This window comes from Paenarthrobacter histidinolovorans, assembly GCF_014647595.1.
In the GTDB taxonomy this organism is placed as follows: Bacteria; Actinomycetota; Actinomycetes; order Actinomycetales; family Micrococcaceae; genus Arthrobacter; species Arthrobacter histidinolovorans.
The window spans coordinates 93,529-106,392 of sequence record NZ_BMPM01000001.1; the positions used below are offsets into that span (position 1 = coordinate 93,529).

Here is a 12,864-nt window from a genome sequence, read left to right on the forward strand (position 1 = left end):
GGCTTCTGCGGTCTAAACTGGGAAATCGCGACCGAAAGCAAGGAGCATATTTTGGCGGAACGACTTATCCCGGGCAACGAGGCACCGGACTTCACCCTGCAGGACGCATCGGGCAAAAACGTCAGTTTGTCCGACTTCCGCGGCCGTAAAACCATCATCTACTTCTACCCGGCTGCTTCGACCCCCGGGTGCACCAAAGAGGCGTGTGACTTCAGGGACACTCTGGGATCCCTGCAGGCAGCCGGCTACGAAGTTGTTGGAGTCTCTCCCGATCCTGTGGAAGCCATCGCCAAATTTGCCGCGGAAGAGCAGCTCACTTTCCCCCTCCTGTCCGACCAGGAACACACCGTCGCTGACGCCTACGGGGCATGGGGCGAGAAGAAGAACTACGGCCGGACCTACCAGGGGCTGATCCGTTCCACCATCGTGGTAGACCCTGATGGAAAGGTTTCCCTGGCCCAATACAACGTCCGCGCCACAGGCCATGTAGCCAAGCTGCGCCGGGACCTCAAGCTGGACCAGTAGCGGGTACACTGGAGGCCGTATATGGCATGGGGCACCCCAAGGGGGCCCTGATGCCCGCCAGCGCGAGTGGTGAAATTGGCAGACACGCAGGATTTAGGTTCCTGTGCCTTCGGGCGTGGGGGTTCAAGTCCCCCCTTGCGCACAAGTGTTAAGTAAGGCCGTGGCCAAGGGCACGCGGAACACCCCCGGCTGCAGAGCCGGGGGTTTTTCCTCAAGCAGCGGGGATAGCTTCCTGAAAAAGCGCTGGAAGGTGCATTCAGGACGTTCAACTAGACTGGATTGCGGTCTGGCCTAAGCCGGCCATGGCATTCCAACCGGCTTGAGGGGACAAGAGTGGCAAGCAGCAAAATGCGGAGCCTGACCGTGCAGTTGCTCAAGGTGGGCTCTGTTTTTGCGGTATTGGGGCTCACGGCATGCACAGGAGTGCCCGGTCCAGCGCCGTCGTCGTCGACCGGAAGCTCCGCCACGGCCGAGCCGGCTGCCACCTTCAACTTCGGCACGGCCTCGATGCCCTTGGGCCTTGACCCCGCCATGACGGCCGATTCCGAGTCCTACCGCGTGACGCGCCAGGTCCTTGAGGGACTGGTAGGCGTCGACGGATCAACCGGAGAGACCACTCCCCTGCTGGCTACGGAGTGGAAGGACAGCAACAACGGGCTGACGTACGACTTCACCCTCCGTTCCAAAGTCACCTTCCACGATGGAACACCCTTCGACGCCACGGCAGTTTGTGCCAACTTCAACCGCTGGTTCAGTTTCCCGGCCGATCTTCGGAAGCAAGCACCGGGAATCTCGTTCCAGGGCGTCTTCAAGGCCTACTCCGACGAGCCCGTGTTCTCCATCTTCAAGGACTGCAAGGTGGTCTCAGCCACCGACGTGCAGATCAACCTGACGAGGCCCTTCACCGGATTCCTGCAGGCCCTGACGCTTCCGGCCTTCGCTATCTCTTCCCCGGCGGCACTGGAGTCGCAACGTGCCAATGTGCTGGACCAGACCCGGAACGGCCAAGCCGTCTCCGCCTACGCGGGCCACCCGGTGGGCACTGGTCCGTACGAATTTGGAACCTGGGACGAGAACAAGATCACACTCCAAAGCTACAAAGGCTATTGGGGCAACAGGGGCCAGATAGCCACCATCAACTTCATCCCCTACGACCGCGCCGAGACACGGCAGCAGGCTCTTCTGGATGGCAAGATCGACGCGTACGACCTCGTAACGCCGACAACCTTCGACCAACTGGTCAAGAAGGGCGTCCAGATCATCCAACGGGACCCGTTCTCCGTCATGTACCTGGGCATCAATCAGGCAGTTGCACCCTTGGACAAGCTTGAAGTCCGCCAGGCCATTGAGATGGCCGTGGACAAGGAATCCCTGATCCGCAAGTTCTTCATCGACAACACTGCCCAGGCGTCCCAGTTCGTGCCGCCCAAGCTCAGCGGCTTCAACAACAATGCGCCGTCCTTGGGATACAACCCCGAAAAGGCCAAGCAACTCCTTGAGAAGGCCGGCTACAAGGGTGAGGAACTGAAGTTCTACTACCCGCTGAATGCCACAAGGGCCTACATGCCTACTCCCGAGAAGATCTACGCCGAAATCAGCCGCCAGTTAGTGGCCGTGGGACTCAACATCAAACCGGTGCCTATCGACTGGGAAAACGGCTACCTTCAAAAGGTCCAGTCCGCCGGGGACCGCGGCTTGCACCTGCTCGGATGGAACGGCTCGTATGCCGATGCCGACAACTTCCTGGGTCCCCTGTTCGGGGAGACACGGGCGGAATTCGGCTACACGGACTCCGAGGTCTTCCACAAGATCGAAAGGGCACGCGCCATGCCCGAGGGTGACGAGCGCAATGCCCAGTACCAGGCCATCAACGCCGAGATTGCAGCCTCCGTGCCGGCAGTCCCCATCGCCTTCCCCATCTCGGCCCTGGCGTTGTCCAACAAGGTGGAAAGCTACCCGGCTTCACCGGTCCTCAACGAAGTTTTCACGAACGTCCGCTTAAAGCCTTGACGATTCCCCACAATTTCAGTATTGGGTCTGCGCGGGGATATTCTGTGACAGCCAGTGCCGCCGCTAACGGAGATTGATCGTGACCTTCATTTCCAAGACTCAACATGCCGACGTCGTCCTTATTGGCGGCGGAATCATGAGTGCCACCCTTGGTGCGTTCATCAAGCAACTTGAACCCACCTGGACCATCTCCCTGTTCGAACGACTCGACGAAGCGGGGCTCGAAAGCTCTGGACCGTGGAACAACGCCGGTACGGGACACGCTGCCTTGTGTGAGCTTAACTACTCACCGGCAGCCAAGGACGGTTCGGTGGATCCTGCCAAGGCCCTCCACATCAACGAACAGTTCCAGCTCTCACGCCAGTTCTGGTCCCACTTGGTGGACACCAAGGTGATCGGATCCCCCAAGGGCTTCATCAACACCGTTCCGCACATGAGCTTCGTCATTGGCGATGACCACGCGAAATTCCTCAAGACCCGCTATGAGGCCCTCAAGCCCAACACGCTGTTCCGCAGCATGGAGTACACCGAGGACCAGGACCAGATCGCCAAGTGGGCACCCCTGATCGTCAAGGGCCGTGACCGCAAGCAGCGTGTGGCTGCCACCCGCGCAGCTGAAGGCACCGACGTCGATTTCGGCGCCCTGACCCGGGAGCTGACCGGCTACCTGCAGGGCAGCGGCGCGGAGGTCAACTACGGCCACGACGTCACCAACATCAACCGCGCGGCAGGCGGCGGCTGGGATCTTTCCATCAAGCATGCCAAGTCCGGTGAGCACGGCCGCATCCACGCCAACTTCGTCTTCGTTGGCGCCGGCGGCGGCGCGCTCCACCTCCTGCAGGCCTCGGGCATTCCTGAAAGCAAGGGTTACGGTGGATTCCCGGTTTCGGGACAGTTCTTCCGCTGCACCGACGACGCCATCACCTCCCAGCACAGCGCCAAGGTTTACGGCCAGGCCTCGGTGGGCGCTCCCCCGATGTCCGTACCCCACCTGGACACCCGTTATGTTGACGGAAAGCGCTCCCTGCTGTTCGGTCCGTACGCCGGCTTCTCCACCAACTTCCTGAAGACTTCCAGCTACCTGGACCTTCCCCTGTCCATCCGCCCGGGCAACATCATCCCCATGCTGGCAGTGGCCAAGGACAACATGGACCTCACGGCCTACCTCATCAAGGAGGTCGCCAAGCGGCACGAGGCCAAGGTGGAATCGCTGCGCGAGTACTACCCCGAAGCCGTCGGCAGCAACTGGGAACTTATCACTGCCGGACAGCGTGTACAGATCATCAAGAAACACCCCCAGAAGGGTGGCGTCCTGCAGTTCGGCACCGAGGTCATTGCCTCCCGCGATGGCTCCATCGGCGCCCTTCTCGGTGCATCGCCCGGAGCGTCCACTGCTGTGCCGATCATGATCGAACTCCTGCAGAAGTCCTTCCCCAAGAACTTCAAGGGTTGGCAGTCCAAGCTCAAGGACATGATGCCGGGCTACGGCGTCAAGCTCAACGAGAACCCGGACCTTGCCACCGAACTGGAAGCCAGCACTGCCAGGTCCCTGCAATTGGAAGTGGCCAACGCCGTCCAGGGCTGATCCACACCGGGGCTGCGGCCGGTTCCCGTCAGACGAATCGTTTCGTAGACCACAGGAGTCGATGCAATGTTCCGCCTGGCCAAGCTTTCACTGGGAAACCGGGCCCTGATCGCGCTGATCACCGTCTTTGCGGCGGTGTTCGGCGTGATCACCATGGGATCGCTGAAACAGGAACTCATCCCCTCCATCGAGTTCCCGCAGATCACGGTTGTCACCTCCATGCCAGGCGCTTCCCCGGAGGTAGTCGACAAACAGCTGAGCCAGCCCCTTGAAACTGCGCTGAACAGCGTCGAAGGACTTGAATCGACCTCGTCCACCTCACGCAACGGCGTTTCGCAGATCACCATGGTGTTCACCTATGGATCAAACCTGGACCGCGCACGCAACCAGATTGACCGGGCCATTTCCAACGCCAAGCGCGTGTTGCCCGCCAACGTGGAACCCCAGTCCATCGCCGGCAACATCAGTGACTTCCCGATCGTCTACCTGGCCGTTTCGTCCGACAAGCCACTGAGCGAACTCAACGCGGACCTGCTCAGGCTCAGCGTGCCCCGGCTCCAGAAGATCGACGGCGTCCGTGGCGCCGATGTCACTGGCGGCGCCAGCCAGCACATCCTCATCCAGCCACGCCAGGCCGATCTCGCTTCAACAGGGGCCTCGGTCCAGTCGATCAGCAGTGCGTTGAAGAACAACGGGACCCTGGTTCCTGTCGGCACCATCGAGGACCAGGGCAAAACGTTGTCCCTCCAGCTCGGCAGCCCTGTGGACTCCCTGGACGTCATCAAGGGACTCCCGCTGGCAGGAGCCAACAAAGCCACCACCATCGGAGCCGTGGCCGACGTCAGCATCGAAGACGACGCCGCAACCTCCATCACGCGCACGAACGGCAAGCCGACATTGGCCCTGTCCGTCACCAAGAAGCCCGAGGGCGATACCGTGGCGATCTCCCACGCGGTTCGGGATGCCATAAAGCCGATGGAAGAGGAACTGGGCAACAACGCCACGTTCACTCCTGTTTTTGACCAGGCCCCGTTCATTGAGAAATCCATCAAGGACCTCACCACCGAAGGGCTCCTGGGCCTCGGGTTTGCTGTGGCGGTCATCCTGGTGTTCCTGATGTCTGTCCGCTCGACTTTGGTCACGGCAGTGTCCATTCCACTTTCCCTGCTGATAACCTTCATCGGCATTTCAGCCACCGGGTACTCGCTTAACATCCTCACCTTGGGTGCCCTCACCATTGCCATCGGGCGCGTGGTTGACGATTCGATCGTGGTGATCGAGAACATCAAACGGCATTTGAGCTATGGCGAGGACAAGCTCACGGCCATCCTGACGTCGATCCGCGAAGTGGCAGGGGCCATTACAGCGTCGACGCTGACCACGGTGGCAGTGTTCCTGCCGATCGCCTTCGTGGGCGATCTCGCCGGTGAGTTGTTCCGTCCCTTCGCGCTGACCGTGACCATAGCGCTGTTGTCCTCGCTCCTGGTGTCCCTGACCATCGTCCCGGTGCTCGCTTACTGGTTCCTGTCCTCAGCCCGGAAGGGCTCGGAGGCAACTGCTTCCACCAAGGAGGCAGCAGAGAAGGCGCGTGAGGCCGAGCAGCGGAGCCGGCTCCAGCGTGGCTACCTTCCCATCCTGACGAAGACCCAGAAGCACCCGGTCATTACCCTATCGGCCGCAGCGCTGGTCCTGGTGGCCACCGTCGCAGTGTCACCGCTCCTGGCCACGGACCTGCTGGGCCGCTCCGGGGAGAACAGCATGACTGTCCGGCAGGTCCTTCCGGCCGGCACCAGCCTGCAGGCCACCAGTGACGAAGCCACAAAGGTCGAGGATTCCCTTAAGGGCATCAACGGCATCAAGGATGTGCAGGTTACTTCCGGCAATGCCCAGACCGGCTTCGCTGCCCTGACCTCCACGGGTTCATCAAACTCGACGTTCACGATTGTCACTGACGAGAAAGTCAACCAGGGCAAGCTCCAGGAGGAGGTCCGGAGCAAGCTTGCCGGGGCGGCAGGAAAGATCACTGTCGGCTCCCAGCAAGGCGGATTCGGCACGTCCTCCACGGTGGATATCACCATCAAGGCTGCAAACTCCGCCGACTTGAAGACTGCCAGTGATGCCATGGTCAAGGCCATGGAGGGTGTTCCCGGCAGCACGGAAGTCTCCACGAACCTGGCGTCCACCCAATCTGTGGTCCAGGTCCGGGTGGACCGCGCCAAGGCCGTAGCTGCGGGATTGACCGAGGAGCAGGTGGGGGCGTTCCTTGCCTCGACTGTCAGCCCCATCCCTGCCGGCACAGTCCGGATCGATACGGATGACTACCCGGTCCAGATCGGCCAAGGGACCCGGTTTACCAGCATTGCCGCCGTTCGGGCGCTGCAGCTTCCCACGGCCCGCGGAGGCGTCGCGCTGGAGACCATCGCCGCCGTCGAACAGGTGGACACGCCGGTGTCCATCACCAGCAGCAATGGCCAGCGGACCGCGCGGGTGACCGTCACGCCGTCGGGATCCAACTTGGGCAGCGTCAGCACCGCGGTCCAGGAGCGACTGGCCAAAGTCGAACTGCCTGCCGGCGTCACAGCCACCATCGGCGGCGCAACCACCCAGCAGGCCGAGTCCTTCCGCCAATTGGGCTTGGCGCTGCTGGCGGCGATCGCCATTGTCTACGTGATCATGGTGGCGGCTTTCAAGTCCCTCGTCCAACCCCTGATCCTGCTGGTATCGGTGCCTTTCGCAGCCACGGGCGCTGTCGGCCTCCTTTTGTTGACCGGTGTACCGTTGGGCCTGCCGTCACTGATCGGCATGCTGATGCTGGTGGGCATCGTTGTCACCAATGCGATCGTCCTGATCGACCTCATCAACCAATACCGAAAGCCGCATGACGGCCGCCCTGGCATGAACGTAGCTGACGCCATCACCCACGGTGCCCGGCAACGTCTGCGTCCCATCCTGATGACGGCCCTGGCCACGGTCTTCGCGCTGACACCCATGGCGTTGGGCCTGACTGGCGGCGGGGGCTTCATCTCGCAACCTTTGGCCATCGTGGTCATTGGCGGGCTCGTCTCCTCCACAGCCCTGACGCTGGTGCTGGTCCCTGTGCTCTACAAGCTGGTGGAAGGCCGCAGGGAGAAGAAGCAATTGCTGAGGCAGCTGCAGGAAAAGCCAACCCCGGCAACCGGAAGCAATGGCCAGGGCGGCAGTGGCGCGGACGGGTTCCAGGACTGGACGACAGGCATGATCCCCCGGGTCACCGGCCGCCGCGCGGCCCACAACCCAGGCGAATAACGCCACAACAAACCCTTGAAGCAGGGCCGGGAACAATTCCCGGCCCTGTTCTGTTACAGCCAGCGATACATGCAAATGCATCTAGTTTGAGGTACACTGTCTACAGAGCCCGGAACCACGGGCAGGGAGAAAGGCACATCATGCAGATCGGCGTATTCAGCGTCAGCGACATCACGGCTGACCCCACAACGGGCCGCACGCCCACCGAAAACGAACGCATCAAGGCGTCCGTTGCCATTGCCAAGAAGGTCGAAGAAATCGGCATGGATGTCTATGCCCTGGGCGAGCACCACAACCGCCCCTTCTTCTCCTCCTCCCCCACCACCACGCTGGCGTACATCGCCGCCCAGACGGAGCGCATCACGCTGTCCACTGCGACCACGCTGATTACCACCAACGACCCCGTGAAGATCGCCGAAGACTTCGCCATGCTCCAGCACCTCTCCGATGGTCGCGTGGACCTGGTGCTGGGCCGCGGCAACACGGCGCCCGTGTACCCGTGGTTCGGCAAGAACATCCAGGACGGCATCGAACTCGCGATCGAAAACTACAGCCTGCTCCGCAAGCTCTGGGACGAGGACACCGTCAACTGGTCCGGCAAGTTCCGTACCCCGCTGCAGAACTTTACGTCCACACCGCGGCCGCTGGACGGCGTCGCGCCTTTCGTATGGCACGGTTCCATCCGTACTCCCCAGATCGCGGAAGTTGCCGCCTACTACGGCGACGGCTTCTTCGCCAACAACATCTTTTGGCCGAAGGAGCACTACCAGCAGTTGATCGGGCTGTACCGTGAGCGCTACGAGCACTACGGCCACGGCAAGGCCGACCAGGCGATCGTGGGCCTGGGTGGCCAGTTCTTCATGAGGAAGAACTCCCAGGACGCCGTGAAGGAATTCCGTCCGTACTTCGACAACGCCCCCGTCTACGGCCATGGCCCATCGCTGGAGGACTTCACCTCGCAAACGCCCCTGACCGTGGGCAGCCCGCAGGAAGTCATCGAAAAGACCCTGACCTTCCGTGAGGCCTTCGGCGACTACCAGCGGCAATTGTTCCTGATCGACCACGCCGGTCTTCCCCTGAAGACCGTCCTGGAGCAGCTGGACCTCTTCGGCGAGGAAGTCCTGCCGGTCCTGCGCAAGGAATACGCCGCCATGAAGCCCGCGCACGTGCCGGACGCGCCCACCCACGCATCCCGCGTGGCAGCCGCGCTGGAAGCCAACGTCACCGAATCGGCTACCGCCGGTGCAGCGGGCCAGGACGCCTGATGTCCGCCCCTTCAGGGTCCTCTGCCGTCCGCCTCGCCGCCGAAACCTGGGAGTCGTTGTTCCGCTCCCAGGTGGCGGTGATGCGGAAGCTGCAGTCCGGACCGGCGTTCAAGTCCCTGCCCGTGAAGGAGTACGATGTCCTCTTCACGCTCTCCCGGTGCCCTTCAGGCCAGCTCCGCCTGAACGAAATCAACGACAAGGTGCTGCTGAGCCAGTCCAGCCTGAGCCGCTTGGTTGACCGCTTGGAGAAGCGCGGGCTCGTGGAGCGCACAACCGCCCCCGACGACGGCCGCGGGGTTCTGCTGGCCCTCACCGAAGCCGGACGCGAACTTCAGAAAGCCATTGGGCGCGAACACGTGCGGGACATCGCCACCTTGGTGGCGCCCGCGCTTACGGCTGATGAACAGCGTGAACTCTTGCGGTTGACCGAGAAGCTCCGCGCCTCAGTGGCCGGACACTAGCGCAGGCTGACGAGCTCCCGGTGATCCTCCACCGGGAGCTCTCCGTTGATGGAAGCGCTGACCTTGAGGGTCTTCAGCGAAAGGCTTCCACCCACCGTGGAGAGAAACGCGGTGTCCGAGGAGTCTCGCCCGGCGGTAATGCGGAGCATGGATTCGCGCGGCGCCAGGCCGGTGGGATCAATGATCCGCCAGGCTCCGTCAACATATGCCTCAGCTACAGCATGGAAATCCATGGGGCTCAGCCCGGGGGCGTAGACGGCAGCAAGACGCGCAGGAACATCCTTGGAGCGCAACAAGGCAATGGCGAGGTGGGCAAAATCCCTGCACACGCCCTTGCGATGCAGCAGAGTCTCCACGGCTCCGTCTGTTCCCCGCGACGAACCACTGACGTAGCGGAGCTCTTCGTGGACCCAGTCACGCACGGCGTGGAGCAATTCAGCGCCCTGCAGGGCGCCGAACTCGGCATAGGAGGTGGGCAGCAGCCTGTCCGACTCCGCGTACCGGCTTGGCCTGACATACCGGATGAGCTCCATGGGAGTGGACGTATCAGGGATGGCGTAGCCGTGGACACTTGCCCGGTACTCCACCGTTACTTCGCTGGGCTCGGCGAACTCGAGATAGTGGAACCGTCCACCGTGGTGCTCGCTGAGTTCGGCCACAGGGAGTTCCTCGCCCGCAACAGTAACCGACAGGTTTTCGGTCACCAGGTCATAGCCTGGGTTGTTGGCCACGGCAACGGCCATGGCTACTTTGGTGTTGGCTGCGGTCTTGAAAACGAGCGTGGCAGCAACATTGCGTTCCATTGATCTCCGGACTGGGTTGCGGCGCGCGGCCCCCAACGCCGCCGAATGTGTGGATCAGCCAATCCCAGGACTACGGGTTGACCTTCAGAGACAGTAGCATCCGCTGGACGTTGGCGAATTCAGAATCGTGGGCCACGTACTTTGCGGCCAGGTCCAGCGTGTCGAAAGACTTCACGGGTGCCACTTTTTCCTCGGACGCGAAGGCGTGCAGTGCAAGGACATCGCCGAACGAGAAGTCGCCCTTTCCGGCAGGTCCCTGCACACGGTTGACCAGCTCGCACGCCTGACCATCGAGGCCGGCCACCATATTGGTAATTCCATAGGAACCGAAGAACTTATATCCCTGGATGACGCGGAAGACCATCCGCGGACCTATGGTGTCCGGCCCGTCGGAGTGCGGTACGTCCAGGGGCGTGCTGCTGACAACCACATAGGGCGTCCCTTGTCCGGCCGGGCAGGCAGCAGGAGCGGAAGGTGGCAGTCCCGTTTGGAGGGTTGCTATGTATTTCCCGGAACCATCCTTGACCTCCACCTTCACGGCGCCGGCCAACGAGCCGGCCGCAGGTTCTGCCGACTGGGCGATCCAGTCCTTGGGAAGCTCGAAACTGACGCTCTTGGCAGCATCCGTATAGGTTTTCCACGAAAGGGCCGTGGGCGCCGGACCCGGGCCCGCGGTCGGCGACCCGGAGGGGGCTTCCGTTCCGCCCGGGCCAGGTGAAGACGCCGCCTGGTCGGCATCCGCGGCCGGGGTCGACGTCGTGGCTTCCGGAGACCCGGTTCCCGATTCGGAACTGTTGGGCCGCGATGTCGTCGTCGAGGTGACCTGCGGACCCTTGTTTTCGGAAGAGCAGGCCGCCGTACCCACTACCATCGAGCCCGCCAGCGCCACGGCGGCCAGTTTGAGCGGAAAGCTGCCCAGGTTCCTCGTGCCAGTCATGACCACAGCCTATCGGCGGGGGTGCCGCGACACGCACAGGGCTAGGCTGAGGGTATGGCCCCCACCCAGCACGACGAATCCGAGGACACTATCCCCACGATGTCCGCAGTAGACATAGCTGATTGGCGTTTGAAGACTTTCGCCCTCTATGACAAAGTCCGGCAACTCGCAGCGACAAATCCCTTTGACGCACACGTGTACTGGCGCCAGGAGCGGGACCTGATGTTTGCCACGCATCCTGCTTCCGCCCTGACGCCGGAGATGAAGGCGTCGTTTTCCGGACTGCAGACCGCCGGTTATGATCCCGCCTACCGTTTCCATGCCATGCTCCAGCCGGAAGGCCTGGGCCAGGAAATGAATGTCCAGACCGGGACCGACGGCGTGGTGCCTTTCACCCGGATTGGCACGTTCGAGCTGCCCGGACTTGGCTCCTTGGCTGCTTGGCGGCTGCGGAGCTACGGGGGCGGGATCTTCGTGCCGTTCCGTGATGCGACCGCCGGTAAACAGGGCGGCAGCTACGGAGCCGGCAGGTACCTTCTGGACACCATCAAGGGCTCGTTCCACGGAACGAGGGAAACCGGCACCGGGCAGGAGTTCATCCTGGATTTCAACTTCGCCTACAACCCGTCCTGCGCCTACAACGAGGCTTGGGCGTGCCCGCTCGCAGGCCCGGCCAACAGATTGGCCGCGGAGGTTCCGGTCGGCGAAATGTACGCAAGCTAGCCGAACAACAAGCTAGCCGAACAAGCCGCCGGGCCCGAAGGCTGCGAGCGCGGCAATGGCGGCAACTATGGTCAGTGGCGCCACCAGCAGGCCCATCACGGCATAGCCCTGCCATTTGACCAGTACGTTCATCCGCATCAGCCTGTCGTGCCACAGCAACGTGGCCAGGGACGCCCACGGTGCAATCAACGGACCCGCGTTGACCCCCACCAGCAACGCCGCCATCCTCTCCGGGGTGCCGGCCAGCGGTTCCGCGAGGAGGTAGGCCGGCAGGTTGTTGACGACGTTTGAACCGAGGGCGCCGGTCATGGCCAGCCTCAGGAGTTCGATGAAGCCATCACCTTCGCCCGCGACCCTCCCCAGCACTGCTGATGCGCCCAAGTATTGGGTGGCTTCGACCACCAGGAACAGTCCACAGGTGAACAGCAGAAGCGACCAGGGAATCAGCGTGATTTTCAGGACTGCGGGCCGACGTACAACGAACAGGACCGCCAGGACAGCCGCTGCCACGGATGCCGGGATCCAAATGGCGGCACCTGACACCAACGCGGGCAGCAGCAACATCAGGACTATTGCGCTGCCCACCAGCAGGAGGCGGTCGGGAGCCTTTGCCGTGGCGGCCACCGTTGGGCGGGATGCCTCCAGGGCGTAGCTCTTGCGCAGTTCGCGCCGGAAAACCAAGGCGATGAATGCCATGGGCACCACGATGGCGGCCAGCGACGGCGCCCACATCAGCTGTGCGAATTCTGCCGGGGTTATCCCACCCAGATTGTGCTGGGCCAGGAGGTTGGTGAGGTTCGAGATGGGCAGCAGCAGGCTGGCTGTGTTCGCCAGCCATACGGTTGTCAACGCAAACGGCAGGACAGGCAGGCCCGCCTGCCTGGCCACGGTGACCACCACGGGGGTGAGGAGGACCGCCGTCGTATCCAAGGAAAGAAAAATGGTGCTCAAGGTGGCGAACAGCGCCAGCAGCAACCACAGCAGGATGCTGCGTCCCCGGCCCCAGGTACGCAGATGCCGGGCGACCCACTGGAAGGTACCGGCTTCACTGACCAGTTCGGTCACGACTGTCATGGCGACGACAAATGCCAGGATCGGGGCCACCCTGTCCACGAGGACAATGACTTCGTCCCACGGCAGGACCCCCGTGGCCACGGTTACCCCGCCCGCTACAAGCAGAACCAAACCGATAATCGCCAGACGCATGAGAGGGATTCTAAGCCCCGCGCCTGTGGGCTTCCCTCCACGGCGCGGCAAAAGGGCACAGCGG

Annotated in this window: 10 protein-coding genes and 1 tRNA gene; 8 read left to right on the plus strand and 3 right to left on the minus strand. The window is 62.5% G+C overall.

The window, feature by feature from the left end:
* Positions 1 to 51 precede the first annotated feature (51 nt).
* The 7 genes from bcp (at position 52) to IEY62_RS00455 (ending at position 9,131) form a co-directional block, all read left to right on the plus strand.
* The gene (gene bcp / locus IEY62_RS00425; protein ID WP_189012972.1) at positions 52 to 525 is read left to right on the plus strand and encodes a thioredoxin-dependent thiol peroxidase; all 474 of its coding nucleotides are present in this window, start codon (positions 52 to 54) and stop codon (positions 523 to 525) included.
* 60 nt (positions 526 to 585) lie between these two features.
* A tRNA-Leu gene (locus tag IEY62_RS00430) sits at positions 586 to 667 on the plus strand.
* 191 nt (positions 668 to 858) lie between these two features.
* A complete protein-coding gene (locus IEY62_RS00435; protein ID WP_407671439.1) occupies positions 859 to 2,535 on the plus strand; it encodes an ABC transporter substrate-binding protein in 1,677 nt (558 codons plus the stop codon).
* A gap of 79 nt (positions 2,536 to 2,614) precedes the next feature.
* The gene (locus tag IEY62_RS00440; protein WP_189012974.1) at positions 2,615 to 4,120 is read left to right on the plus strand and encodes a malate:quinone oxidoreductase; all 1,506 of its coding nucleotides are present in this window, start codon (positions 2,615 to 2,617) and stop codon (positions 4,118 to 4,120) included.
* 66 nt (positions 4,121 to 4,186) lie between these two features.
* Complete coding sequence (locus tag IEY62_RS00445; protein WP_189012976.1) at positions 4,187 to 7,405, plus strand: efflux RND transporter permease subunit; 3,219 nt, start codon at positions 4,187 to 4,189, stop codon at positions 7,403 to 7,405.
* Positions 7,406 to 7,545: 140 nt separating this feature from the next.
* Positions 7,546 to 8,670, plus strand: coding sequence for an LLM class flavin-dependent oxidoreductase (locus IEY62_RS00450; protein WP_189012978.1), 1,125 nt, complete (start codon positions 7,546 to 7,548; stop codon positions 8,668 to 8,670).
* On the plus strand, positions 8,670 to 9,131 hold the full coding sequence (locus tag IEY62_RS00455) for a MarR family winged helix-turn-helix transcriptional regulator (protein ID WP_189012980.1): 462 nt from the start codon (positions 8,670 to 8,672) through the stop codon (positions 9,129 to 9,131). The genes IEY62_RS00450 and IEY62_RS00455 overlap by 1 nt, the downstream gene beginning before the upstream one ends.
* On the opposite strand, the gene IEY62_RS00460 is transcribed toward IEY62_RS00455, so the two are convergent.
* Entirely contained in the window at positions 9,128 to 9,934 is an 807-nt protein-coding gene (locus IEY62_RS00460; protein ID WP_189012982.1) for a transglutaminase-like domain-containing protein, read from the minus strand. The genes IEY62_RS00455 and IEY62_RS00460 overlap by 4 nt on opposite strands.
* Before the next feature lie 70 nt (positions 9,935 to 10,004).
* Positions 10,005 to 10,871: a hypothetical protein gene (locus tag IEY62_RS00465; protein WP_189012984.1), complete on the minus strand. Its 867-nt coding sequence runs from the start codon at positions 10,869 to 10,871 to the stop codon at positions 10,005 to 10,007.
* Positions 10,872 to 10,925: 54 nt separating this feature from the next.
* Between IEY62_RS00465 and IEY62_RS00470 the strand changes: the two genes are divergently transcribed.
* On the plus strand, positions 10,926 to 11,594 hold the full coding sequence (locus IEY62_RS00470) for a DUF1684 domain-containing protein (protein WP_189012986.1): 669 nt from the start codon (positions 10,926 to 10,928) through the stop codon (positions 11,592 to 11,594).
* Between the two features lie 12 nt (positions 11,595 to 11,606).
* On the opposite strand, the gene IEY62_RS00475 is transcribed toward IEY62_RS00470, so the two are convergent.
* On the minus strand, positions 11,607 to 12,800 hold the full coding sequence (locus IEY62_RS00475) for an SLC13 family permease (RefSeq protein WP_189012988.1): 1,194 nt from the start codon (positions 12,798 to 12,800) through the stop codon (positions 11,607 to 11,609).
* Positions 12,801 to 12,864 lie beyond the last annotated feature (64 nt).

Coding starts and splice junctions, on each gene's coding strand:
- IEY62_RS00445 (WP_189012976.1), top strand. CDS start 4,187: ATGTTCCGCCTGGCCAAGCTTTCACTGGGAAACCGGGCCCTGATCGCG.
- IEY62_RS00450 (WP_189012978.1), top strand. CDS start 7,546: ATGCAGATCGGCGTATTCAGCGTCAGCGACATCACGGCTGACCCCACA.
- IEY62_RS00455 (WP_189012980.1), top strand. CDS start 8,670: ATGTCCGCCCCTTCAGGGTCCTCTGCCGTCCGCCTCGCCGCCGAAACC.
- IEY62_RS00460 (WP_189012982.1), bottom strand. CDS start 9,934: ATGGAACGCAATGTTGCTGCCACGCTCGTTTTCAAGACCGCAGCCAAC.
- IEY62_RS00465 (WP_189012984.1), bottom strand. CDS start 10,871: ATGACTGGCACGAGGAACCTGGGCAGCTTTCCGCTCAAACTGGCCGCC.
- IEY62_RS00470 (WP_189012986.1), top strand. CDS start 10,926: ATGGCCCCCACCCAGCACGACGAATCCGAGGACACTATCCCCACGATG.
- IEY62_RS00475 (WP_189012988.1), bottom strand. CDS start 12,800: ATGCGTCTGGCGATTATCGGTTTGGTTCTGCTTGTAGCGGGCGGGGTA.